Origin of the sequence: Actinoallomurus sp. NPDC050550, from assembly GCF_040655075.1 — a bacterium.
Taxonomy (GTDB): Bacteria; Actinomycetota; Actinomycetes; order Streptosporangiales; family Streptosporangiaceae; genus Actinoallomurus.
Genome location: NZ_JBFAJC010000003.1, coordinates 174,556 through 197,049 on the forward strand (window position 1 = coordinate 174,556; position 22,494 = coordinate 197,049).

At 72.3% G+C, this 22,494-nt stretch carries 25 protein-coding genes; 9 read left to right on the forward strand and 16 right to left on the reverse strand.

Annotated features, from left to right (window positions below; all coding sequences use genetic code 11):
- Window positions 1–142 precede the first annotated feature (142 nt).
- Together AB0I04_RS05295 and AB0I04_RS05300 are read right to left on the reverse strand one after the other, a co-directional pair.
- Window positions 143–796 carry a YoaK family protein gene (locus AB0I04_RS05295; protein ID WP_360879327.1) on the reverse strand — a complete coding sequence of 218 codons (654 nt, stop codon included), beginning with the start codon at window positions 794–796 and terminating at the stop codon, window positions 143–145.
- 381 nt (window positions 797–1,177) lie between these two features.
- Window positions 1,178–1,384 (reverse strand): hypothetical protein, encoded by a 207-nt coding sequence (locus tag AB0I04_RS05300; protein WP_360879330.1) that lies wholly within the window; start codon window positions 1,382–1,384, stop codon window positions 1,178–1,180.
- A gap of 231 nt (window positions 1,385–1,615) precedes the next feature.
- Between AB0I04_RS05300 and AB0I04_RS05305 the strand changes: the two genes are divergently transcribed.
- On the forward strand, window positions 1,616–2,266 hold the full coding sequence (locus AB0I04_RS05305; RefSeq protein ID WP_360879333.1) for a hemerythrin domain-containing protein: 651 nt from the start codon (window positions 1,616–1,618) through the stop codon (window positions 2,264–2,266).
- Here AB0I04_RS05305 and AB0I04_RS05310 read toward each other — a convergent pair.
- From AB0I04_RS05310 to AB0I04_RS05325, 4 genes are all read right to left on the reverse strand, one after another.
- Window positions 2,256–2,390, reverse strand: a complete 135-nt coding sequence (locus AB0I04_RS05310) for a hypothetical protein (RefSeq protein ID WP_360879337.1) — start codon at window positions 2,388–2,390, stop codon at window positions 2,256–2,258. The genes AB0I04_RS05305 and AB0I04_RS05310 overlap by 11 nt on opposite strands.
- A gap of 11 nt (window positions 2,391–2,401) precedes the next feature.
- The gene (locus tag AB0I04_RS05315) at window positions 2,402–2,740 is read right to left on the reverse strand and encodes a cation transporter (protein ID WP_360879340.1); all 339 of its coding nucleotides are present in this window, start codon (window positions 2,738–2,740) and stop codon (window positions 2,402–2,404) included.
- Between the two features lie 299 nt (window positions 2,741–3,039).
- A complete protein-coding gene (locus tag AB0I04_RS05320; RefSeq protein ID WP_360879343.1) occupies window positions 3,040–3,393 on the reverse strand; it encodes a DUF3099 domain-containing protein in 354 nt (117 codons plus the stop codon).
- Entirely contained in the window at window positions 3,390–4,445 is a 1,056-nt protein-coding gene (locus AB0I04_RS05325) for an alpha-hydroxy acid oxidase (protein WP_360879346.1), read from the reverse strand. Before AB0I04_RS05325 ends, AB0I04_RS05320 begins: the two co-directional genes overlap by 4 nt.
- Window positions 4,446–4,537: 92 nt before the next feature.
- Here AB0I04_RS05325 and AB0I04_RS05330 point away from each other — a divergent pair, with 92 nt between their 5' ends.
- Window positions 4,538–4,750 carry a dodecin gene (locus AB0I04_RS05330; RefSeq protein ID WP_360879349.1) on the forward strand — a complete coding sequence of 71 codons (213 nt, stop codon included), beginning with the start codon at window positions 4,538–4,540 and terminating at the stop codon, window positions 4,748–4,750.
- Window positions 4,751–4,837: 87 nt separating this feature from the next.
- On the opposite strand, the gene AB0I04_RS05335 is transcribed toward AB0I04_RS05330, so the two are convergent.
- Window positions 4,838–6,229 (reverse strand): metallopeptidase TldD-related protein, encoded by a 1,392-nt coding sequence (locus tag AB0I04_RS05335; RefSeq protein ID WP_360879352.1) that lies wholly within the window; start codon window positions 6,227–6,229, stop codon window positions 4,838–4,840.
- Complete coding sequence (locus tag AB0I04_RS05340; protein WP_360879355.1) at window positions 6,226–7,725, reverse strand: TldD/PmbA family protein; 1,500 nt, start codon at window positions 7,723–7,725, stop codon at window positions 6,226–6,228. Before AB0I04_RS05340 ends, AB0I04_RS05335 begins: the two co-directional genes overlap by 4 nt.
- A gap of 116 nt (window positions 7,726–7,841) precedes the next feature.
- Between AB0I04_RS05340 and AB0I04_RS05345 the strand changes: the two genes are divergently transcribed.
- Both AB0I04_RS05345 and fabI read left to right on the forward strand, forming a co-directional pair.
- Window positions 7,842–8,546 (forward strand): beta-ketoacyl-ACP reductase, encoded by a 705-nt coding sequence (locus AB0I04_RS05345; protein ID WP_360879358.1) that lies wholly within the window; start codon window positions 7,842–7,844, stop codon window positions 8,544–8,546.
- A 198-nt stretch (window positions 8,547–8,744) separates the two neighbouring features.
- Window positions 8,745–9,512 (forward strand): enoyl-ACP reductase FabI, encoded by a 768-nt coding sequence (gene fabI, locus AB0I04_RS05350; protein ID WP_360879361.1) that lies wholly within the window; start codon window positions 8,745–8,747, stop codon window positions 9,510–9,512.
- An 83-nt stretch (window positions 9,513–9,595) separates the two neighbouring features.
- On the opposite strand, the gene AB0I04_RS05355 is transcribed toward fabI, so the two are convergent.
- The 4 genes from AB0I04_RS05355 to AB0I04_RS05370 all read right to left on the reverse strand — a co-directional run bounded on the left by AB0I04_RS05355 (window position 9,596) and on the right by AB0I04_RS05370 (window position 14,359).
- Complete coding sequence (locus AB0I04_RS05355; protein WP_360879364.1) at window positions 9,596–10,687, reverse strand: serine hydrolase domain-containing protein; 1,092 nt, start codon at window positions 10,685–10,687, stop codon at window positions 9,596–9,598.
- Between the two features lie 173 nt (window positions 10,688–10,860).
- Window positions 10,861–11,535 (reverse strand): hypothetical protein, encoded by a 675-nt coding sequence (locus AB0I04_RS05360; RefSeq protein WP_360879367.1) that lies wholly within the window; start codon window positions 11,533–11,535, stop codon window positions 10,861–10,863.
- Between the two features lie 87 nt (window positions 11,536–11,622).
- Window positions 11,623–13,227, reverse strand: a complete 1,605-nt coding sequence (locus tag AB0I04_RS05365) for an ATP-dependent RecD-like DNA helicase (protein WP_360879370.1) — start codon at window positions 13,225–13,227, stop codon at window positions 11,623–11,625.
- A gap of 193 nt (window positions 13,228–13,420) precedes the next feature.
- Window positions 13,421–14,359 (reverse strand): aldo/keto reductase, encoded by a 939-nt coding sequence (locus AB0I04_RS05370; RefSeq protein ID WP_360879373.1) that lies wholly within the window; start codon window positions 14,357–14,359, stop codon window positions 13,421–13,423.
- 151 nt (window positions 14,360–14,510) lie between these two features.
- On the opposite strand from AB0I04_RS05370, the gene AB0I04_RS05375 reads away from it, so the two are divergent.
- Entirely contained in the window at window positions 14,511–15,329 is an 819-nt protein-coding gene (locus AB0I04_RS05375; RefSeq protein WP_360879375.1) for an undecaprenyl-diphosphate phosphatase, read from the forward strand.
- Window positions 15,330–15,335: 6 nt separating this feature from the next.
- On the opposite strand, the gene corA is transcribed toward AB0I04_RS05375, so the two are convergent.
- On the reverse strand, window positions 15,336–16,307 hold the full coding sequence (gene corA, locus AB0I04_RS05380; protein ID WP_360879378.1) for a magnesium/cobalt transporter CorA: 972 nt from the start codon (window positions 16,305–16,307) through the stop codon (window positions 15,336–15,338).
- A gap of 103 nt (window positions 16,308–16,410) precedes the next feature.
- Between corA and AB0I04_RS05385 the strand changes: the two genes are divergently transcribed.
- From AB0I04_RS05385 to AB0I04_RS05395, 3 genes are read left to right on the forward strand one after another with little or no spacing between them, the layout of a single operon-like run.
- Window positions 16,411–17,073, forward strand: a complete 663-nt coding sequence (locus AB0I04_RS05385) for a histidine phosphatase family protein (protein WP_360879381.1) — start codon at window positions 16,411–16,413, stop codon at window positions 17,071–17,073.
- A gap of 10 nt (window positions 17,074–17,083) precedes the next feature.
- On the forward strand, window positions 17,084–17,635 hold the full coding sequence (locus AB0I04_RS05390) for a DUF3090 domain-containing protein (RefSeq protein ID WP_360879384.1): 552 nt from the start codon (window positions 17,084–17,086) through the stop codon (window positions 17,633–17,635).
- 27 nt (window positions 17,636–17,662) lie between these two features.
- Entirely contained in the window at window positions 17,663–18,427 is a 765-nt protein-coding gene (locus AB0I04_RS05395) for an SCO1664 family protein (RefSeq protein WP_360879387.1), read from the forward strand.
- A 28-nt stretch (window positions 18,428–18,455) separates the two neighbouring features.
- On the opposite strand, the gene AB0I04_RS05400 is transcribed toward AB0I04_RS05395, so the two are convergent.
- On the reverse strand, window positions 18,456–19,388 hold the full coding sequence (locus AB0I04_RS05400; protein ID WP_360879390.1) for an alpha/beta fold hydrolase: 933 nt from the start codon (window positions 19,386–19,388) through the stop codon (window positions 18,456–18,458).
- A 233-nt stretch (window positions 19,389–19,621) separates the two neighbouring features.
- Here AB0I04_RS05400 and mshC point away from each other — a divergent pair, with 233 nt between their 5' ends.
- Complete coding sequence (mshC, locus tag AB0I04_RS05405) at window positions 19,622–20,884, forward strand: cysteine--1-D-myo-inosityl 2-amino-2-deoxy-alpha-D-glucopyranoside ligase (RefSeq protein WP_360879980.1); 1,263 nt, start codon at window positions 19,622–19,624, stop codon at window positions 20,882–20,884.
- 61 nt (window positions 20,885–20,945) lie between these two features.
- Here the strand turns inward: mshC and AB0I04_RS05410 are convergent, their stop codons facing one another.
- Together AB0I04_RS05410 and AB0I04_RS05415 are read right to left on the reverse strand one after the other, a co-directional pair.
- The gene (locus tag AB0I04_RS05410) at window positions 20,946–21,794 is read right to left on the reverse strand and encodes a PAC2 family protein (RefSeq protein ID WP_360879393.1); all 849 of its coding nucleotides are present in this window, start codon (window positions 21,792–21,794) and stop codon (window positions 20,946–20,948) included.
- A 101-nt stretch (window positions 21,795–21,895) separates the two neighbouring features.
- Window positions 21,896–22,354 carry a universal stress protein gene (locus AB0I04_RS05415; protein WP_360879395.1) on the reverse strand — a complete coding sequence of 153 codons (459 nt, stop codon included), beginning with the start codon at window positions 22,352–22,354 and terminating at the stop codon, window positions 21,896–21,898.
- Between the last annotated feature and the right edge of the window lie 140 nt (window positions 22,355–22,494).

A 22,494-nucleotide genomic window follows, 5' to 3' on the forward strand; every position in this document is an offset into this window, starting at 1 on the left:
TGACGCCGCGAGGCGCCGGCCCCGCGAGGTGTTGGCGCCGAGGTGTTGACGCCTGAGGCGCTGGCCCGTGAGGCACTGACGCCGGGAGGTGCCGGCCCCGCGACGACGTGCGCACGCGGAACCGGCGGTCTCTGGCCGGCGGTCACGATCGTCGGTGGGAGGGCACGGTCGGGCGGAGGACAACGGTCGTCACGACGATGAGGGCGGCGACCAGCGGAAGCGCCGGTGCCGTAGGGCGCACCCAGGTCAGGAGGACCGCCTCGAGCGCGGCGCCGGCGAGGGCGGCGGCCAGCACGCCCAGCCGCCGTCGCATGGTGGGCGGGGAGCCGGTCGTGGCCAGTTCGGTCATGAGCGCGGTCAGCGTTCCGGTGAGATAGGTGGTGGCGGCCCCGCTCACCGCGAGCGTATTGACCGCAGTACTCTGCACGCCCATCGCCGCGGCGGACACCGTGATCAGCGTGATCTGCAGGGCGGTGGCGGGACGGGCGGCCGCGGCAAGCCACGCGGCCAGCACGGCGGCCTGTGCCGCCGGTACGACGGTCAGCGCGCCGATGACGCGTCCGGGCCACGGGCCGGAGCCGGCGGGCCCGGTGTCTCTGAGCCATGAGGCCGCGCCGAGCACCCCGACGGCGTACGCCGCGATCGACACCGCGGCGCGCACGGCGGCACCGAGGTCGGCGTGGACAACGGCGACGCCGAACAGCACGAGGTTGCCGGTCATCACGCTGGTGAACACGGCACCGAGCGCGACGAAGCTGAACGCGTCGGCCGCTCCGGAACCCAGGGCGAGCAGCACGATCGCCGCCGTGACGGCTCCCGGCCCGGGCGCGCCCGCCGGCCGCGCGAACCATCGTGGCCGGGGCGCCCGGCGAGGCGACCGGGCCTCGGAGGACCACGCGATCCACCGGTCCCGCGCCGACCGCGCGAAGCGTCTCCCCGGCCTCACATGGATCGTGTTCCCGCCTGCGCACGTTCCAGGCGGCCCCGCGCACGTTTTAGGCCGCCGGGTGGTTGTTCCGGCCCGTGCGGCGTGGGCGTCGGGTAGCCGCGCGGATGTTCCAGTCCGTCCGGCATGCGTTTCAGGTCGCCGCGCACATGTTCCAGTCCGCCTCGCGTGCATTGCGGGTCGCCACACGCGTGTTCCAGGGCTGCCGCACCCGCGGATTCGGTGAGGCGCTCACCGAACCTCGTCGACCGGGACGGCGTCGCGCAGGAAGCCCCGGCGCGACAGGAACGCGCTCAGGTGTTCCTTGTGCTCGTCGCAGGCGAGCCAGACCTTCCGCCGGTCGGGATCGTGGATCTTCGGGTTGTTCCAGCGCAGGGCCCATCGGGCGTCGGCCCGGCAGTCCTTGGCGGAGCACTGGAGGGGTTCGGAACCGGTCACGGTCCCAGTCTGGCCGATCTCCGGTTCTGCCGGGACCGTCGTACGGCCTCGCCGAGCCGCCGTCGCCTGTCATGCTGGTCATCCGCATCTCACCCTGACTGTCCGTGTTTGCGGGCATTTGTTTGCGTCGTGAGTTCGCGGGGTACGCGGGGCGCAACGGTTGAGCAGACAGCCGACTCCGCGCGGGCGGGGCGCTGTCGCTCGCCCAGGGTCGGCGGACAAGGAGGCATCGTGCCGACTCATCGTGGGTCCCGGGACGTCATCGACGTTCTCACGCGGGATCACCGCCGAGTCGAGGACATGTTCATCCGCGTCATCGCGCTCTCTCCCGGAGACAGACGACGCCGTTACGTCGTGGCGAGAGTGATCACTGAGCTCATGCGCCACGCCGCCGCCGAGGAGGAGTACCTCTACCCGGCGGTTCGCGCGCACGTGCCGGACGGGGATCGGCTCGCCGCCGAGAATCTCGCCGCTCATGCCCGGGCCCGTCAGACGATCAAGGAGCTGGATGGCCTCGACCCGTCCGACGCGCGGTTCGACGAGGTCTTCCGCCGCCTGATCGGGACGACCCATGAGCACCTCGAGGACGAGGAGGCGAACGTCTTCCCCCGGCTGGCCGACGTCTGCGATCCCGACACGCTTCGCGAGCTCGGCAGGAAGGTCGAACGCGCCGAGCGGGCGACGTCCGCCTGGCCGTCCGCCGGCGCGGCGGACGTTCCACCGGCCGAGGGCTGGGACGGATGGTTCCAGCGCGGGTTCGGCGGGTGGCCCGCACACGGCTTCGATCTGCCCGCACGCGGACCCGGCGGGTGGCCCGCACGTGGGTTCGGCGGGTCGCCCGCACACGGGCTGGACGGGCGGTCCGCCCGCCTCACACCGTGAACAGGAGCAGGCCGAAGAACGCCACCCCCGCCGTGCGCCCGGCGGCGTAGTCCCCGACACGGCCGGCGGCCCACGCGGCGCGGGCGAACGAGGTGCTCTCGGCCACGAACGAGATCGCCAGCACGACATAGGCGATCAGAGGCTCTCCTGCGGGCGGGTCCGCGTCATGGCCAGGATGCCCTCGAAGACGGAGAAACCGGCCCCCGCGACGAAGATGCCGAACGCCGCCGGCAGCGACCAGAAGTAGCGCTCCTGGCCGTACCCGAAGGGATGCGCCTCGGCGGGCGGGCGGCTGCCCTGCCGCAGCGAGGTCAGCAGGAAGACCTGGTTGAGCGTGTCGGCGAGCGAGTGGGCCGCCTCCGCGAGCATCGCGCTCGATCCGGAGACCAACCCCGCGAGCAGCTTCGTCGCGGCGACGACGAGGTCGGCGGCCCCGGCGACGACGAGGACCGTGCGGCGCGCTGACCGGTTCATGGGGGTCTCGGTACCCGTGAGGGAGAGTCCATGCCACCACGGGGCTCTCCTGCGGCGCGCGGCCCGGGTGAGGATGGCCGGATCCGGCGATCGGGTGTCCTGACTAGACCTCTACAGTTTGTCAGACCGGCCGGCTGGAGAAATGGCGACGCCGGGAGGATACGGGGGCAATCCTCCCGGCGTCGCGATCATCGGTGTTCCGACGGGGGCCCGGAACACCGGCACGGGCGCCCCGACGGGGGACCAGAGCGCCGGTACAAATCGTACACCGAACCCCCCCTGAGTTAGTCAAGAGATTGTCACGAGCCGATTTCGTCACGAGGGCCGGAAATCTGTTTTCGGTCAACGTCGTTCCCCTCATATGGTGCGAAACGGGCACCAGACTCAGGTTCGCGTCCGCCGTTGGCAAAGATGACGGCAACGTACGGCAACACGACCGATCCGATCAGCGCGACGACCGCCAGCCACCGCCAGGCACCGGGCAGCGCGAAGGCGAAGAGGATGCTCAGCAGGAAGCAGAGCGCCCGGATGCCCATCATGATCAAATACCGGCGCTCGCGGTACATGATGTCCTCGGACAGCGGCTTGCGCGCGTCCGTCACGGTGTAGACCACCGGCTGTTCGCGTCGCCGGCCCCGCGGTTTGACCCTCACTCCTCCACGGTAGTCCCCGGGTATGTGCGGGCAAGTCCCCGGGTGATCTCCGCCGTCGTCGCCGTCCCCGCCAGTCCCATCGCCCGCGTCAGCGCGTCGGCCAGCTCCGTCAGCCCGGCGGTCACCGCGTCCGCGCCGCCCACCGCCAGGCACCACAGCGCCGGCCGTCCGACGAACACCATGCGCGCCCCCAGCGCGAGCGCCCGGAGCACGTCCACACCGGTACGGACGCCGCCGTCGGCGTACACCTCGGCGGTCTCGCCCACCGCGTCCGCGACCTCCGGCAGGGCCTCCGCCGTCGCGACAGCGCCGTCGAGCTGCCGCCCACCGTGGTTGGACACCCACACGCCCGTGGCGCCCGCCGCGACGCACTCCCGCGCGTCGTCGCCGCGCAGGACCCCCTTGACCACGACCGGCAGACCGGAGACGTCCCGCAGCGCGGCGACGTCGGCGTAGGTCACGTCCGCCGCCTGCTCCGCCAGCGCCCGGTCGAACCCCGGCTGGAGGTTCACCCCGAACATCTCGTCCGGGATCAGCCCGGCGTCCCGGTCGCGGCGCCGCCGGCCGAGGTACGGCGTGTCACCCGTCAGTACGATCGCCGTCGCCCCGGCCGCGGCGGCACGCCGTACGAGCTCCCGCGTCAGGCCGCGGTCGCGCAGGACGTACGCCTGGAACCACCACGGACCCGCTTCGGCGGCGACCTCCTCGATCCGCCGGGAACTACGGGACGAGACCGTCAGCAGCGCACCCGCCCGCCGAGCGCCGCGCGCCATCGCCACCTCGCCCTCCGGATGGGCGAGCCGCTGATAGCCGACCGGGGCCACGCCGACCGGTGTCGGCAGCTCCCGGCCGAGCACGCGGACCCGCGAGTCGATCCTCGAGACGTCGCGCAGGACCCGCGGCCGCAGCCGTACGCCGCGCCAGGCCGCCTCATTGGCGGCGAGGGTCGTCTCGTCACCGGCGCCGCCGGCGTAGAAGTCGAAGACGTCGGGTGCCAGGACCTGCCGCGCCCGCTCGACGAGCCGCTGATGGTCCGCTTCGCTGGAGAACACGACAGTCAGCCTGCCCCACATCACCGCATGGGGCGCGCGGTGCGCGGGAAGAAGCCGATCAAAGCCGTCCATCGCCCCGCGGGAGGAACGCCATGACGGATCGGACGTACCGGGTAACGGAGATCGTCGGCACCTCGCCGGACAGCGTGGACGCCGCGATCCGCAACGGCCTCAGGAGAGCCGGGCAGACGCTGCGCCACCTGGACTGGTTCGAGGTGATCGAGGTGCGCGGGCAGATCACCGACGGCGAGGTGGCGCACTACCAGGTCGGCCTGAAGGTGGGCTTCCGCCTCGAGGACTCCTGAGCGGATGTCCCGGCCGCCCCGGGGCGTACGGTGCCCCGGGCGTGCGGCGCTCCCGGCCGCCCCGTACGAGGCGGCCGGGACGGCCGGTCAGCTGGCCTTGCTGACCGTGGACATGTTGAAGTCCCGGATCCGCAGCGGCGGCATGGCCGTCCGGGTGAAGTAGTCCGACCACTCGCGCGCGAGCGTCCGCCCCGTCGCGCCGGCCTCCGCGACGCGCTGCAGCATCCCGACCGGGCTCTCGTTGAACCGGAAGTTGTTGACCTCGCCGACGACCTCGCCGTCCTCGACGAGGTACACCCCGTCGCGGGTCAGCCCGGTGAGCAGGAGCGACTGCGGGTCCACCTCGCGGATGTACCACAGGCAGGTGAGGAGCAGCCCGCGCTCGGTGCCGGCGATCATCTCGTCCAGCGTAGCCGTGCTGCCCGGCACCTCCATGAGCAGGTTGTCGACCCCGGGGGTGAAGGGCAGGCCGGTCAGCCGGGCCGAGTGGCGGGACTGCATCAGCGCGGAGAGCCTGCCCTCGGAGATCCAGTCGACGGGGCGCAGCGCGACGCCGTTGTCGAACGCCGACGAGTCGCGGCTGGACGCGTGCGCCACGACGAACGGCGTGCACTCGAGGCCGGGCGCGGCCGGGTCGCTGTACAGCCGGACGGGCGTCTCGGACAGGCTCTCGCCGACCCGAGTGCCCCCACCGGGCTTGCTGAAGACCGTACGGCCGTCGTGGGCGTCGCGGGCCCCGGCCGACCAGTACAGGTAGACCATCAGGTCGGCGACCGCGCTCGGCGGCAGCAGCGTCTCGTAGCGGCCGGCGGGCAGGTCGATCCGCCGCTTCCCCCACTCGAGCCGCCGGGCGAGCTCGTCGGCCATCCCGGCGACGTCGACGTCGCGGAAGTCGCGCGTGCCCACGCCGTTCCACGCGGAGCGGGACAGGTCGGCGGACTTGGCGTTCAGCTCGACCTTCCCGGTGGGCTCGTCGGACCGGAGCCGCAGCCCGGACGACGTGCCGAGGAAGGTGCTGTGCATCGAGTGCTCGGCGAAGCCGTAGAGCCGGCGGGCGTTCGCGTCGGCGGCGGCGAACGCCTCGCCGAGCGCCGGCGCGAAGCCCTCGAACACGCCGATGGACGTCTCGGCGGCCGGATCCTCCCAGCGGCCGGACGGGCCGGCCCCGGACGCGTCGACCAGGGACGTGGCGTCCTCGGCCGGGGCGTTGTCGGCCGCCGCGCGCTCGGCCGCGCGGACGAGGTCCTCGATCTGGTCCTCGGTCACGCCCGTACGGGACATGACCCCGGTCGAGACGCCGTCGGCCTTGTTCTTGATCGCGATGACGGTGAGCCGGCGGGACCGGGCGACGCCGTTGGTGGTCAGCGTGTTGCCCGCCCAGCGCAGGTTCGTGCCACTGGACTCATCGGCGATGACGACGCAGTCGTCCGTGCGGGACAGCGCCAGCGCCCGCTCGACCGTCTCCTGCGGGGTGGTCACTTGCCCGCCTCCTTCACCGCGTTGAGGATGTTGACGCCGCGGAACAGCGCGGAGGGCGCGCCGTGGCTGACCGGCGCGACCTGGCCGGGCTGGCCTTTGCCGCAGTTGAACGCGCCGCCGAGGACGTAGGTCTGCGGCCCGCCGACGGCCTCCATCGAGTTCCAGAAGTCGGTGGTGGTCGCCTGGTAGGCGGCGTCGCGCAGCTGTCCCGCGAGCCGGCCCTTCTCGATCTTGTAGAACCGCTGGCCGGTGAACTGGAAGTTGTAGCGCTGCATGTCGATCGACCAGCTCTTGTCGCCGACGACGTAGATGCCGCGGTCGACCCCGGCGATGAGCTCCTCGGTCGACGGGCCGTCCGGCGCCGGCCGCAGGGAGACGTTCGCCATCCGCTGCAGCGGCATGCTGGACGGCGAGTCGGCGAACGCGCAGCCGTTGGAGCGCTCCGCCCCGGTCAGGTGCGCGATCCGCCGGTCCAGCTGGTAGCCGACGAACAGGCCGTCCCGGACGATGTCCCACTGCTGGGTCTCGACGCCCTCGTCGTCGTAGCCGATGGTGGACAGGCCGTGCTCGGCGGTGCGGTCACCGGTGATGTTCATGACCTTGGAGCCGTACTGCAGGTTGCCGAGCTTGTCGGGCGTCGCGAAGGACGTGCCGGCGTACGCGGCCTCGTACCCGAGCGCGCGGTCGAGCTCGGTCGCGTGCCCGATCGACTCGTGGATGGTCAGCCAGAGGTTCGACGGATCGATGACGAGGTCGTACGTGCCGGCCTCGACCGATGGCGCCGCGAGCTTCTCGGCGAGCAGCTCGGGGATACGGGCCAGCTCGTCGTCCCAGTCCCACGTGCTGCCGGTGAGGAACTCATAGCCCTGGCCCACCGGCGGGGCGAGCGTGCGCATCGTGTCGAACGCCCCGTCGCGGATGCCGACGGCGTTCAGCACCGGGTGCAGCCGAACCCGCTGCTGGGTGGTCACGGTGCCCGCCGTGTCGGCGTAGAACTTGTTCTCCTTGACCTGCAGGAGCGACGCGTCCGCGTGCGCGACCCGGTCGTCGCCCAGCAGTCGGGCGCTCCAGTCGGCCAGCAGGGCGATCTTGTCCCGTACCGGCACGTCGAAGGGGTCGACCTCGTAGGAGGAGATCCACACCCGCTCGCCGTGGGCCGGCTCGGCGGCCAGCTCGATGCGCTCGCGGTTGATGGCCTTGGCCACCTTGGCCACCTCGACCGCCTGCTCGGCCACCCGGACGGCGGCGTCGGTGGTCAGGTCGATGCCCGCCGCGAACCCCCACGTGCCGTCCAGGATCACGCGGACGGCGAACCCGACGTCGTCGGCGTCGAGGGCCGTCTCGAGGTTGCCGTCGGACAGCCGCAGCGTCTGATGGCGGATGCGTTCGAGGCGGAAGTCGACGTGCTCGGCGCCGAGGTCGCGCGCTCTGGACAGTGCCGCGTCGGCCAGGGCGCGCGACGGCAGGGCGGTGAACTCTGGATCGATCTCTCGCACGGATGCAACCTATCGCGTCCTACAAAGACCGGCCGGTGTCCCTTGGCGGTGGCGTCCTCGTGTTACCTGTCGGTAGCGCAATAGGCTCGCCACCGACCGAACTGGAGGTTTGTCGAATGAGTCGCTCCGTCCTCGTGACCGGAGGCAATCGCGGAATCGGGCTGGCCATCGCCCACGAGCTGAAGAACACCGGGGACGCCGTCGCCGTGACCTACCGCTCCGGCGAGCCCCCCGAGGGCCTGTTCGGCGTGCGCTGTGACATCACGAGCACCGAGGACGTCGACGCGGCGTTCGGCAAGGTCGAGGCCGAGCAGGGCCCGGTCGAGGTGCTGGTGGCCAACGCCGGTATCACCAGGGACAACCTGCTCGCGCTGATGAGCGAAGACGAGTTCACCTCCGTCCTCGACACCAACCTCACCGGCGCCTACCGGGTCGCCAAGCGCGCGGTACGCGGCATGATGCGCAAGCGCAACGGCCGGATCATCCTCGTCTCCTCCGTCGTCGGGCTGCTCGGCTCCGGCGGCCAGGCCAACTACGCCGCCTCGAAGGCCGGGCTGGTCGGCTTCGCCCGATCGCTCGCCCGCGAGCTCGGCTCCCGCAACATCACGGTCAACGTCGTCGCGCCCGGCTTCGTGGACACCGACATGACGGCGGCGCTGGGGGAGGACCGCCAAGACGCGATCAAGAAGCAGATTCCGCTGGGCCGCGTCGCCCAGCCCGTAGAGATCGCCAGGGCCGTCCGCTTCCTGGCCGGGGAGGACGCCGCCTACATCACGGGCGCGGTCATCCCCGTCGACGGCGGCCTCGGCATGGGCCACTGACCGTCGGGGCACCGGACCGGCCGCCGGTCGCCGGCGATCCGCGGGCACCTGCGGCCGGCGGACCGGCTCTCCGGGGAGCGACGGCCGGTGGATCGAGTCCCGGGGGACCGGCTCCCCGGGGAACGATGATCGGCGCATCCTGACAACGAGCAGCGGGCCGCAGCGCACGGCGGCCGATATCTGGAAATGGGACAGCGAATGGGCATTCTCGACGGCAAGCGGATTCTCGTCACCGGCGTCCTCACCGACGCCTCCATCGGCTTCCACGTGGCACGGCTGGCCCAGCAGGAGGGTGCAAGCGTCGTCGTGACCGGTTTCGGCCGCATGTCGCTCGTCGAGCGCATCGCCAAGCGGCTCCCGGAGACCCCGCCGGTGCTCGAACTGGACGTCACCAGCGCCGAGCACCTCGACGGCCTCGCCGGGAAGGTCTCCGAGCACGTCGACGGGCTCGACGGGGTCGTGCACTCCATCGGGTTCGCGCCGCAGACCGCGATGGGCGGCAACTTCATGAACACCCCGTGGGACGACGTCGCCACCGCGGTGCAGATCTCGACCTACTCCCTGAAGTCCCTCACGGCCGCCTGCCTGCCCCTGATGAAGAACGGCGGCTCGGTCGTGGGCCTGGACTTCGACAACGCCACGCAGGCCTGGCCGGTGTACGACTGGATGGGCGTGGCCAAGGCGGGCCTGGAGTCGACCGCCCGCTATCTCGCCAAGTACCTCGGCCCCGACGGCGTGCGCGTCAACCTCGTGGCCGCCGGGCCGCTCAAGACGATGGCGGCCAAGAGCATCCCGGGCTTCGAGGAGTTCACGAACATCTGGCCGGAGAAGGCCCCACTGGGCTGGGACGTCGCCGACCCGGAGCCGACCGCGAAGGCCTGCGTGGCGCTGCTGTCCGACTGGTTCCCCGCGACGACGGGCGAGATCGTCCACGTCGACGGCGGCGTGCACGCCGTCGGCGGCTGACCGGCGTCAGGGGGAGGACCTCAGTCGTACGGACCGGGGCCGTCCGCGCTTCGCGCGGTCGGCCCCTCGCGTCCTGTCGGCGGTCAGCGGCAGGCTGCGAGGACGGCGTCGGCGACCTCGCTCACGTGGCGGGCGCCGCGCGGCCCGGACGGCAGCAGGTCGGTCAGGTAGGCGAAGACCAGCCGCCGTGACGGGTCGGCCCAGGCGATGCAGCAGTTGCTGCCGTTGTGGCCGAACGCCTGCGGGCTGCTGAGGCGGCCCATCGGCCGGCTCAGGTCGCGTCCCGGGACCGGGCCGCCCAACTGGAAGCCCTGCGACCACCGGATCGGCACGCGGAGGAAACGGTCGACCTCACCGTCACTGGAAGGCCGGGTCGCCTCCTCGACCGTCGCGGGCCGGAGGACCCGTACGCCGTCCAGTGCGCCGTCGTCCAAGAGAGCCTGGTAGAAGCGTGCCAGATCGCGCGCGGTCGCGGAGACCGCCGCGGAGGGGATGACCGCCTCGCGCGTCGAACGCCGGGTGAACAGCATCGCCGCCGGCCGCCCGGCCGCTCCGGCGGAACGCACCGGAACATGCCGGGACCACAGCGGGCGGGGGAGCCCCAGGTGGATGTCGGTCAGGCCGAGCGGATCCAGGAACGCCTCCTGGAGCAGGGCGCGCACCGGCGTTCCGGCGACCCGCTGGACCAGCTCGCCGAGGATCACGCCGTAGGTGAGGATGTGATAGGCGGGGACCTGACCGGGCGGCCATCGTGGACGGGCCCGCTCGACCTCGCGTACGGCCCGCTCCCAGTGGCGCATGGCCAGCGCGTCGCCCGCCACTCCGCGAGCGACGGGGACGCCGGACCGGTGCTGGAGGACCTGCCGCACCGTGACGTCCTCCTTGCCGCGTCGGCCGAACTCCGGCCAGTACGCCGCGACCCGCTCGTCGAGCGCCAGGTCGCCTCGCTGGGCCAGCAGGTGGACCAGCAACGCCGTGACCGGTTTCCCGGCCGAGAACAGGCAGAACAGCGCGTCCGGGCGGCAGCCGATCGTGCGGTCGAGGAGCACCCGACCCTCCCGCAGCACGCACAGCTGCGCCGCGCCGCCGCGCGCGCCGACGAGCTCAAGGGCACGGGACAGCCGCGCCGGGTCGACGCCGAGCTCCTCAGGCGCGTGTTCCGCCCAGTCGGTCAACGGCCCTCGCCGTGGGCGTGAGCCGGGCGGTGCGACGCCGGGGCCGGGCGGCGATGCCGCGTCGACGGGCGGGGTGACGCCGGGGCCGGCCGGCGATACCGCGTCGAGGGGCGCTGGCGACCGCCCGAGCGGGGACGACGGTGGGGCTCTCCGGCCACGGCCGAGGGCACCCGTCAACGGGAGCGCGGCCGGCGCAGGCGGCGGTTCAGCACGCTGAGGTTCAGCGCCGTGACCGCGCCGATCAGCCCGGAGGCGGTCGCCACGAGCAGCGGCGGGACCGGTTCTCCCGCCGGATCGCTGGCGGCCACCAGGCGGGCCGGCGTCGTCTGGTCCTGCCGGACGGGCGACTCCTGCGGGTACACGAGCGGGTTCTGGGAGGTGATGTCGGGCAGCGCGGGGCCCTGCTGCTGGGGTGCTGCCACCTGCGGCGCGCCTCCGGTCGTGCCCGCCGCCGGGGGAGCGACCGGCTGATCAACCGACCCGGACCCGGATCCGGATCCGCCGCCCGAACCCGAGTGCGTTCCGCCGCCCGAGCCGGACCCCGAGTGACCGGAGGACGGTCTGGTCTTCGGCGTGGACCTGGGCTTCGGCTTGGTGGACCCGCCCGACTTCGGCGGGCTCGCCGGTTTGCCCGTACCGCCGCCCAGGATGCTGCAGAGGAGGGGGCCGAGCTTGCATTCGCCCGCCGTACGGACCGTGGAGCGCGAGTCGCTTCGCTCCCGACCAACCTGCCCCGACCGACCTCCCGCGGACGCCGGGCCGGCGCCGGCCGTGAAGAACACCATCGCGCCGGCGGACACCGTCGCCGACGCGACGCCGACGCGCCGCCAGTCTCGCCTTGAGGCCATGTCGCTCCCCTGAAATCGTCTCCCGTTGTTACTGACAACTGGTCCAACGAGACGAGCGTTACATGGAAACGCGCGAAACGATAGGGCTTACAGGTCCGCCAGGTTCTCGCGCAGCAGCGCGGTGAGGCGGGTGCGGCGGGACGGCTCGGCGCGATCGCGCACCGCGCGGGCCAGCTCCGGGCCGGCGGCGTGCACCACCGACAGGTGCCGCCGCGCCCGGCTGAACGCGCCCACCGTCAGCGGTCGGGACAGCGCGCCGCCCGCCTCCCCGGGCAGCACGGCCACGACGGCCGGCCAGCGTGTGCCCTGGGCACGGAGGACGGTCACCGCCCAGCCGTGCCGCACCGCCGACGCGGGGACCGCCGCCTTGCCGGACGGGAACGCGACCTCCAGCATGCCCCGGCCCGGGTCCGTGCCGATCACCGAGCCGAACTCGCCCGCCGCTGCGCCCGGCAGGTCCGTGACGGCGACGACCCGGTCACCGGCGTCGTACGGGCCCGGCCCGGGGTTGAGCCTGTCCTTCAGCGCCCGGTTGAGCGCGTCGGCTCCGGCCTCCCCACGGCGCACGGGCGTCACCGCGAGGATCTCCTCGACCGAGATGCCCAGCGCGCGGGGGATCGAGTCCGTGACGAGCTGGACCGTGCGGTGCGCCGCCTCGCGGGCCTCGGCCGCCGGGACGATGACGACCTCGCGGTCCGGGGACTCCACCGCGGCGAGGGTCCCCTCCCGGACGGAGGCCGTGAGCCGGCCGATCACGTCCTGCGGCATGGCGGGCAGCTCCGTCACCGGCACCGTGTCGGAGGCGATGACGTCGGCGAGGACGCGGCCCGCGCCGGACGGCGACGGCGCCGCCGGGTCGCCGGCGAGCACCAGATGCGTGCCGTCCATGCAGGCCTCGACGAGCGCGGCCGCGCGCTCGACGTCGAGGGTGCCGGCCTCCGCCACGACGACGAGGTCGGCCTCGAGCGGACGGTCCTCCCCGCGGGAGTAACCGCCCGGCCCCGGCTCCAGCAGCAGGTGCAGGGACCGGGCTCCGCCGAGCGCCTGCGCGCCCCGGTCCGTCGGAGCGGTGACGATCACGCCGGGGACGTCGCGCAGGCCCCGCAGCGCCTCCTCCACCGCCTCCGGCGCCCCCGCCAGCACGCTGACGCCGCTCTCGAACACCGCCGCCGGGACGCCGTCGGCGGCCGGCAGTGGGTCGGCCGTGGCGGTCAGCCGCGCCAGGCCCTCGGCGACCGTCTCCTCCGCGGTGGTGAGGCGGGCCAGGCCGAGCAGTTCGCTCTCGGACGCCTCGTCCATCACCGCGGCGATCTCCCCGGCGGCGATGGACGCGCGCAGCGCCTCCACGGCGTCGCCCGGGTCGAAGGCCTCCAGGGCCGACAGGACCGCCTTCGCGGCGGTGACCGTGTGGCCGTCGCCCGCGGCCCGCAACAGCAGGTGCGCGGCGAGCGCCGCCGTGCGGCGCGGATCGTGCGGCCCGGCCTCCCCGCCGAGCAGCCGGCGGGCGAAGAAGTCGGCCTGTTCGGGCCGTACGCCGGGGATCTCCATCAGCCGCCACGGGTCGTCGCGCAGGGTCTTGGCGGCGGCCTCGCCGAGGCGGGCCAGCGCCTCGGGCGCGAGGCGGGCCGGAACGTCGGTGGCCGCGAAGAGCTCGGCCACCTCTGAGAGGGGGCCGGAGAAGGTCTCAGTCATCGCTCGCTCACTTTAGTGCCGTCGCCGCCGGCGATGGGCCCGGATGATCCGTACGGTGGGGGAGGACGGCGTACGATCGTTCCAGCGACGCCGGCTGGACCCGGGTCGGCCCATCGGGCGTACGACCGCTCATGGGCGAGCGGGCGGACCGGAATGGAACTCGGCCAGCTCCCATCGGACGCCCGCGTAGGCGTCACTCGGATGAGACGTCGTCGAGCGCGTCGCGGATCTCGGCCGGCAGGGCGACCTCCTCGGCCTTGAGGATCGCGGCCAGCTGGACGGCCGTGCGCGCCCCGATGATCGGGGCGGCCACGCCGGGCCGGTCGCGCACCCAGCTGAGCGCGACGGCCAGTGGCGACACGCCGAGTCCCTCGGCGGCCGTGGACACCGACTCGACGATCTGAGCGCCCCGCTCGCTCAGGTAGGGCTGCACGAACTCGGCGTAGTGCGGGGTCGCCGCCCGTGAGTCGGCCGGGATGCCGGTGCGGTACTTGCCGGTGAGCACCCCGCGGCCGAGCGGCGAGCAGGGGAGCACACCGACGCCGAGCTCGGCCGCCGCGGGCAGCACGTCGTCCTCGATGTCGCGCCGCAGCAGGGAGTACTCCACCTGCGTGGAGACGATGGGCGTGCGGCCCGGCCAGGCCTTCTGCCAGGTCGCCGCGCGGGCGAGCTCCCACGCGGCGAAGTGCGACACGCCCACGTAGCGCGCCCGGCCGGAGCCGACGGCGTCGTCGAGGGCGGACAGCGTCTCCTCGAGCGGGGTGTGCGCGTCGTATGCGTGCAGCTGCCAGAGGTCCACGTGGTCGACGCCCAGCCGCTCGAGGGAGTCGTCGAGGGCGCGCAGCAGGTGACGCCGTGAGGCGTCGCGCATGCCGTCCACGGTGAGCACGGCCTTCGTGGCGATCACCAGGTCGTCACGGGCGACGACCTGGCCGATGAGCGCGCCGAGCACCCGCTCGCTCTCGCCGCCGCAGTAGACGTCCGCGGTGTCGACCAGGGTGCCGCCCGCCTCGACGAAGGCGGTGAGCTGGGCGGCGGCGTCCTCGACCTCGGTGTCCCCGCCCCACGTCATCGTTCCGAGGCCGAGGCGGGAAACGGCCAGCCCGCTCCGGCCGAGGTGACGCTGTTCCATGCCTGCGGAGCGTATCGGCAGTCAGCGGCTTCGTCCGCACTCGGGACACGCCCACCCACGGGACGTCCCAGGACCGTCGCGGCACTAGGCTGCCATCGTCATTCGGCGATCCCGCGCCGGCCGGCCGGGTGTTCAAGGAGAGACCGGACTCGTGAACTTCGTGCAAGCGACCGTGTTGGGCATCGTGCAGGGCCTCACCGAGTTCCTGCCGATCTCCAGCTCGGCACATCTTCTGATCGTGCCGCGGCTGCTCGGCTGGAAGGACCCGGGTGCGGCGTTCACGGCGGTCATCCAGCTCGGCACGATGCTCGCTGTCCTGCTCTTCTTCTGGAAGGACATCGTCCGCATCATCGGCACGTGGTTCCGCAGCCTCTTCGACAAGGAGCTGCGCGGCCACCTCGACGCGCGGATGGGGTGGTACGTCGGGCTCGGCACTATCCCGGTCTCGGTCGTCGGCCTGGCGTTCAACCATCTGATCGAGGGCCCGGCCCGCAACCTCTGGATCAACGCGGCCTCGCTCGTCATCATGGGCCTGGTGATGATGGTCGCCGAGTGGGCTGGTCGGCAGAAGCTCGAGGTCGGCGACCTGAACATGCGCGACGGCCTCATCATCGGCGGCTTCCAGTGCCTCGCGCTGATCCCCGGGTCCTCGCGGTCGGGCTCCACCATCACCGGCGGCCTGTTCCTCGGCTACACCCGCGAGGCCGCGGCGCGCTACTCCTTCCTGCTGTCCATCCCGGCGGTGGTCCTGTCGGGCCTGTTCGAGCTGCGTAAGGTGAGCGACGGCGGCCTGCCGATCGCCGGCACGGCCGTCGCCACCGTCGTGTCGTTCGTGGTCGGGTACGCCTCGATCGCCTGGCTGCTGAAGTTCCTGGTCCGCCACTCGACGCTGCTGTTCACCTACTACCGCGTGGCGCTCGGCGGCGTCCTGATCGGCCTGCTCGCCGCCGGGGCGATCACCGCGACCTGAGCGGGGTCAGAGCCAGCCGCTCTTGCGGAACCAGCGGTACAGCCCGGCGCAGACCCCCAGGATCAGCAGGAGCGCCGCCGGATAGCCCCACCAGTCCTGCAGCTCCGGCATGTACTTGAAGTTCATCCCGTACACGCCGGTGACCATCGTGGGCACGGCCAGGATCGCCGCCCAGGCGGAGATCTTGCGCATGTCCTCGTTCTGCTGCATGCCGACCTGGGCCAGGTGCGCGTTCAGCACGTTGGTCAGCAGCTCGCTGTGGGAGTCGACGCGTTCGTCGACGCGCAGCAGGTGGTCGAGGACGTCGCGGAAGTACTCCAGCGCGCCGTCCGGGAGCTGGATCCGGCGCTTGACGATGTCCTGCAGGACCGGGATGAGCGGGTCCTCCGCGCCGCGGAACTCCAGCACCTCGCGCTTGAGGTCGTAGATCTTCTCGGTCACCGTGACGCGCTGTGGGGAGAAGACCTCGCGCTCCAGCTCGATGATGTCGGTCTCGACCTCGTGCGCGATCGTCTCGTACCGGTCGACGATCTCGTCGAGGACCGTGTAGAGCACGGCACCGGGCCCGTAGGCCATCAGATCCGCGTCGCCCTCCAGGCGCCGGCGCACCTCCTTGAGGGGGCTGCCCTGCCCGTGCCGCACTGTGATGACGAAGTCCGCGCCGACGAACAGCATGATCTCGCCGACCTCGATGTCGGAGGTCTCGTCGACGTAGTGGAGCGTCTTCACGACGACGAACAGGATGTCGCCGTAGCGTTCGAGCTTGGGTCGCTGGTGCGCCTCGACGGCGTCCTCGATCGCCAGCGGATGGAGCTGCAGCTCGTCGGCGACGAGGTCGAACTCCTCGCGGGTCGGCTCGTGCAGGCCGATCCACATGAAGGCGTCGCCGTTCTCGCGGGCGATGTCGAGGGCGTCGCTGAGATCGCCGTCGACGGTCTGCCGCTCGCCCTTCCGGTAGATGGCGCAATCCATGATCATGGCAGCACATTGTGGCGTATCGGGGGTTAACAAATCGTCCAACAGTGCCTACCCACGGAAACGGGCGGCAAGCACCGTCCGCACTGCGACTAGAGTTCACCGCGTGGCCACACTTCTGTTGGTACGCCATGGGCTGACCGAGATGACCGGGCCGGTGCTCGCGGGCTGGACACCGGGGGTGCACCTGGACGAGCGCGGCCGGCGGCAGGTCGCCGAGCTCGCGACGCGGCTCGCGCCGGTGTCCCTGGACGTGATCGTCTCGAGTCCGCTGGAGCGCTGCCAGGAGACCGCGCGGGCGATCCTGGCCGGCCGTGACGGTCTGGGCGTCCAGACCGACGAGCGGTTCGGCGAGGTCCGGTACGGCGAGTGGACCGGTCGTCCCCTCGAGGAGCTGGCCAAGGAGGACCTCTGGAAGGTCGTCCAGGCGCACCCGAGCGCCGCCCGGTTCCCCGGCGGGGAGTCCCTGGCCGAGGCGCAGCACCGGGCCGTGTCCGCGGTCCGTGAGTGGAACGCCCGGCTCGCCCCGGAGGCCACCTACCTCGTCTGCAGCCACGGCGACATCATCAAGGCGATCGTGGCCGACGCGCTCGGTCTCCACCTGGACCAGTTCCAGCGCGTCCAGGCCGATCCGGCGGCCCTCACCGTCATCCGCTACACCGAGCTGCGCCCGTTCCTCGTCCGCCTGAACGACGTCGGCGGCCGAGTCGACGATCTTCTTGCGAAGTCGGGGCAGGACAGTGACGCAGCGGTCGGCGGCGGAGCGTAGGGTCATCCTCATGCCGGTCATCGCATACGACATGCCCGACAGGTTCGTGGCGGGCACCGTCGGCCAGCCGGGGGACCGCGCCTTCTACCTTCAGGCGCGGGACGGACGTCGCGTCACCAGTGTGGGGCTGGAGAAGTTCCAGGTGACGTTGCTGGCCGAACGCCTCGAGGAGCTCTTGGACGAGGTTCTGCGACAGGGCGGGGGCGCCCCGATGGTGCCTGCGGTCGCGCCCGTCGAGCTGCAGGACGACGAGCCCCTCGAGCAGCCGATCGAAGAGGAGTTCCGGGTCGGGACCATGGCCCTCGCCTGGGATCCGGAGGATCAGCGCGTCGTCATCGAGGCCCAGGAGATGACCGAGCGCGAGGACGACGAGGCCGACATCGGCAGCGACGACCCCGCCGTCGTGGTGCTGCGGGTGACCATCACCGCCGCCCAGGCCCGCGCGTTCGCGCAGCGGGCCCTGAAGATCGTCGCGGCGGGACGGCCGCCGTGCCCGCTGTGCGGGCTCCCGCTCGACGCCCAGGGCCACGTGTGCCCTCGGCAGAACGGCCATCTTGGCTGAGACCTCGATCCCCTGGACACTTAAGCCATGAGTCAGCCCTCCAGGTCCGGCGTCGGCGGTGACGGCGCACTGACGCCCGCGGACACCGAGGCCGCCCTCCGCCTTCTGCAGCACGGCGACATGACCATCGAAGGGCGACTCGTCGCGGCCAGCAACGCGACGCTGTACTGCTCGATCACGCACGACGACCTGCGGGCCAACTGCGTCTACAAGCCCGTGTCCGGCGAGCGCCCGCTGTGGGACTTCCCCGACGGCACCCTGGCCGGCCGTGAGGTCGCCGCCTATCTGGTCTCCGAGGAGATGGGCTGGCAGGTCGTGCCGCCGACCGTGCACCGAGACGGACCCTTCGGGCCCGGCATGGTGCAGTTGTGGATCGAGCACGACACCGACGTCGACCTGCTGGCGCTGTCGCGCGGCGACGACCCGGCCGTGCGGCGCATGGCCGTCTTCGACGCGGTCGTCAACAACGCCGACCGGAAGATCGGCCACCTCCTGCCGATCCGGAGCGGCCACGTCTACGGCTGCGACCACGGGGTGTGCTTCTCCGCCGAGTACAAACTCCGCACCGTGCTCTGGCAGTGGCGGGGCAAGACCCTTACCTCCGAGGCCGTCGAGGCCCTGCAGCGGCTGCGCCGTGCCTTCACCCGGAACGGCTTCGCCCGCCGGCTGTCCGCGCTGCTGACCGGCGAGGAGATCGAGGCGATCCACGGCCGGATCGAGCTCATGCTCAAACACCGGATCCACCCCTACCCGCCGGAGGACTGGCCCGCCATCCCGTGGCCGCCCCTCTAGGCCCACGGGGCGCGAGGACGGACGGCGGCTACTGGGGTGAGCCGGTCGGGCTGGGTGAGTCGCGCACGGGGCCCGGCGCTCCGGCCTTCGTCCAGCCCTGAGCGAGGAACCCGAAGGCGTCCGGGAGGACGCTGCGCACGTAGTCCCAGTCGTGCTCGCCGGGGCGCACATCGAGCACCGCCGGTACCCCCGCGGTGTCGAGCAGCTTCTTGAACCGCTGCGGCTCACCCTTGACGACGTCGTTGTCCTCGCTCTCGGCGGCGGACAGGAAGATCCTCAGCCGCCGGGCGGTGGCGAGGTTCTGGTCCGGCCGGTTCGCGGCGATGACGGCGTCCTTCTCGGCGAACATGTGCGACGGGTCGTCGACGTGGAAGTAGCCGGAGATCGAGGTCACCGAGCCGAACACGTCGGGGTGCCGCAGCGCGAGGTTCATCGAGCCGTACCCGCCCATGGAGAAGCCGCCGATGGCGCGGTGCGCGGCGTCACGGTGATGCCGGCCCTCGACGGCGGGGATCACTTCGTTGAGCAGCCGGTCCTCGATCCGGTCGGACCCGTCGACGGCGTTCGCCCATTCGGTGTCGTCATGGTGGCTGCCGTTGCCGTCCGGCACCGCCAGCACGAACGGCGTGCCCCCGTGGGCGACGTACGCCGCGACCTGCCGGGCGAGCCCCTCGTCATCGACCAGGGTCTTGGGGTCGCTGGGCACGCCGTGCAGGAAGTACAGGACGGGCAGTTTGCGCGTCTCCGGCACGTCCGGACGCCACACGTACACCCCGTACGCCCTGTGGTCGGCCGGGTCGGTGACCTGGATCTGCGTCAGCCCCGGGCGCGCCGGGGACGGGGTGTCGACGTCGGCCGGACGGCGGGTGTCGGCCGCGCCGTGGTGCAGGCCCACGGTGACGGTCACGTACGCGAGCGCGAGCGCCAGCGCGAGTGTTCCCGCCCACACGGAAAGGCCCACCAGCGGCGGGCGACGGCGTTTCCTACGGTGTTTCGACACGAAGTGGACTCAGACCTGGGGGAGGGGGCAGGCGCAACCAGACTTCCATATCGCCGATGGACCAGCAGTTATTCCACGCCACATGGGCGACTCTTTACCCTTTGCCCGCGAGGCGGAACCGTGTCCGGGTTTAAGAATGATCGTCCGTGGGCCGAACCTGCTCGACGGCCCGCCCGGCCGCTGCGGTTAGGCTGCTGGGTATGCGATCGTGGCCCGCCCCCAAGGTCCCCAGCCTGGCCGAACACGGCCTTCCCGCCCCCGGCGACGTCCGGCTGAGCGTCTACGACTCGGCCGCCGGTGCCGTACGCCCCACCGATCCCGGCCCGACCGCGCGGATGTACGTCTGCGGCATCACGCCCTACGACGCGACCCATCTCGGTCACGCCGCGACCTACCTCGCGTTCGACCTGGTGAACCGCGTGTGGCGCGACACCCGGCACGACGTCCACTACGTGCAGAACACCACCGACGTCGACGACCCCCTGCTCGAGCGTGCCGGGCAGACCGGGGAGGACTGGCGGGTGCTGGCCGAGCGGGAGATCGCGCTGTTCCGCGACGACATGACCGCCCTGCGCGTGCTTCCTCCCCGTGAGTACGTCGGTGCCGTCGAGTCGATCCCGCTGATCGTCGAGTTCATCGACCGGCTCCGGGCCAAGGGCGCGACGTACGAGCTGGACGGCGACGTGTACTTCCCGGTCTCCGCCGACCCGTCGTTCGGATCGGTGAGCGGCCTGTCGTCGAAGCAGATGCTGCCGCTGTTCGCCGAGCGCGGCGGCGATCCCGGCCGCAAGGGCAAGAAGGACCCCCTGGACGCCCTCCTGTGGCAGGCCGAGCGCCCCGGCGAGCCGGCCTGGGACTCCCCGTTCGGGCGGGGCCGGCCCGGCTGGCACGTCGAGTGCTCGGCGATCTCCGTGCACAACCTCGGCATGGCCTTCGACATCGAGGGCGGCGGCTCGGACCTGGTCTTCCCCCACCACGAGATGGGCGCCTCCCACGCCGAGGTCGCCACGGGGGAGCGCCCGCACGCCAAGGCGTACGTCCACGCGGGCATGGTCGCCCTGGACGGCGAGAAGATGTCCAAGTCGCGCGGCAATCTCGTCTTCGTGTCGCGCCTGCGTGCCGACGGCACCGACCCGATGGCCATCCGGCTCGCGCTGCTCGACCACCACTACCGGTCCGACTGGGAGTGGACCGCGGACGACCTGACCCGCGCTCAGGCACGCCTGGCCCGCTGGCGGGAGGCGGTCCTGCTGCCGGCGGCGCCCCCGGCGGCCGACGTCGTGGGCCGGGTCCGGCGGCACCTCGCCGACGACCTCGACGCGCCCGCGGCGCTCCTCGCCGTCGACCGCTGGGCCGACCACGCCCTCGACGTCACCGACGAGGACCGGGAGGCGGACGCCGCCGCGCCCGGGCTGGTCCGTGCCGCCCTCGACGCGCTCCTCGGCATCGAACTGTGACGCTCACCCGGCGAGGCCCGCGCCTCGCCGGGTGCTCTTCGGCTGTCCGGGTGCTCTTCGGCTATTCGGAGTCGCCGCGGCGACGGAGGTAGCGCTCGAACTCCCGGGCGATCGCGTCGCCGCTGGCCTCCGGAAGCTCGGTGGCGTCCTTCTGCTCCTCGAGGGCGCGGACGTACTCCGCGACCTCCGAGTCCTGCTCGGCCAGCTCGTTGACGCCGTTCTCCCAGGCCCGCGCCTGTTCGGGCAGCTCGCCGAGGGACACCGAGATGTCGAGGATGTCCTCGACCCACCGCAGCAGCGCCAGCGTCGCCTTCGGGGACGGCGGCTGCGCCACGTAGTGCGGCACCGCGGCCCACAGGGAGACCGTTTCGAGGTCGGCGTTCGCGCAGGCGTCCTGCAGCACGCCCAGGATGCCCGTCGGACCCTCGTACCGGGCCGGCTCGAGTCGCATCCGCTTGGCCAGGCCGGTGTCGGAGGAGGCCGCGGTCACCGGCACGGGACGGGTGTGCGGGGCGTCGGCCAGCAGCGCGCCGAGCAGCACGACGGTCTCGGCGCCCAGCTCGAGCATGATGCCGACCACGTCCCGGCAGAACGCCCGCCAGCGCATGTTCGGCTCGATGCCGTGGATCAGCACCACGTCACGGTCGGAGCCCGGCAGCTTGGCCACCGACAGGCGGGTCGTCGGCCAGCTGATGCGCCGGGTCTGCCCGTCGACCATCTCGACGGTGGGCCGCGTCACCTGGAAGTCGTAGTAGTCGTCCGGGTCGAGCGCCGCCAGCGGGGTGGCACCCCAGCTCTCCTCCAGGTGGGTTATCACTCCGCTCGCCGCTTCGCCGGCGTCGTTCCACCCTTCGAAGGCGGCGATCACCACCGGCTCGACGAGCTCCGGCACATCGTCGAGCTCGACCACGCGCTGCCTCCCCATCGACGTCCGATAAACGACATCTCCAGCCTATGTCCTGTACGCGCCCTGGCGTCCCCTTGAGATCACGTCAGGTTCCACGGCGGCCGTCACCGGCCGTCGGTCGTGCGGACGATGAGGACGTCGCAGGGGGCGCGGTGGGACAGGTTCGCCGGCACGGAACCCAGTATCCGGCCCGCGAGGCTGTTCAGCCCGCGGTTGCCGACGACGATCAGGTCGGCGTGGCGGTCGCCGGCCAGTTCGACCAGGGTGTCGACGGCGTCGCCCTCGACGGCGACCTCGTCGATGTCGCGGGCGCCGGCGGCGACGGCCCGCTCGCGGGCGGCGCGCAGCGCGTCGTCGGCGGGCGTGGAGCCCTCGACCTTGTAGGCGAGGTCGCCGAGCCGGTCGGCGGCGTGCTGACGCTCGCGGGCGGGCATCGGGTGGTAGGCGCAGGCGAGGACCAGCGTCGCACCGGCGTCGGCCGCGATCCGCGCCGCGGCCTCGACCGCCCGGAACGAGGATGTGGAACCGTCGGTGCCGACGAGGACGGTGCTGTACGAACCCACGGGCCCTCCTAGGTTTGATCCGTAAGTCACAACGCGCCTCGACCGTAACGGTTACGGAACGCACGCGGGCGGAGACGTCGATCACGTTCGGCCGGGCGGCGGCCCGGGGCGCGCACGATCGGGCCCGGGCGGGCCGCCGA

Coding starts and splice junctions, on each gene's coding strand:
- AB0I04_RS05315 (WP_360879340.1), bottom strand. CDS start 2,740: ATGAACCGGTCAGCGCGCCGCACGGTCCTCGTCGTCGCCGGGGCCGCC.
- AB0I04_RS05330 (WP_360879349.1), top strand. CDS start 4,538: ATGACGGATCGGACGTACCGGGTAACGGAGATCGTCGGCACCTCGCCG.
- AB0I04_RS05345 (WP_360879358.1), top strand. CDS start 7,842: ATGAGTCGCTCCGTCCTCGTGACCGGAGGCAATCGCGGAATCGGGCTG.
- fabI (WP_360879361.1), top strand. CDS start 8,745: ATGGGCATTCTCGACGGCAAGCGGATTCTCGTCACCGGCGTCCTCACC.
- AB0I04_RS05360 (WP_360879367.1), bottom strand. CDS start 11,535: ATGGCCTCAAGGCGAGACTGGCGGCGCGTCGGCGTCGCGTCGGCGACG.
- AB0I04_RS05365 (WP_360879370.1), bottom strand. CDS start 13,227: ATGACTGAGACCTTCTCCGGCCCCCTCTCAGAGGTGGCCGAGCTCTTC.
- AB0I04_RS05370 (WP_360879373.1), bottom strand. CDS start 14,359: ATGGAACAGCGTCACCTCGGCCGGAGCGGGCTGGCCGTTTCCCGCCTC.
- corA (WP_360879378.1), bottom strand. CDS start 16,307: ATGATCATGGATTGCGCCATCTACCGGAAGGGCGAGCGGCAGACCGTC.
- AB0I04_RS05390 (WP_360879384.1), top strand. CDS start 17,084: ATGCCGGTCATCGCATACGACATGCCCGACAGGTTCGTGGCGGGCACC.
- AB0I04_RS05395 (WP_360879387.1), top strand. CDS start 17,663: ATGAGTCAGCCCTCCAGGTCCGGCGTCGGCGGTGACGGCGCACTGACG.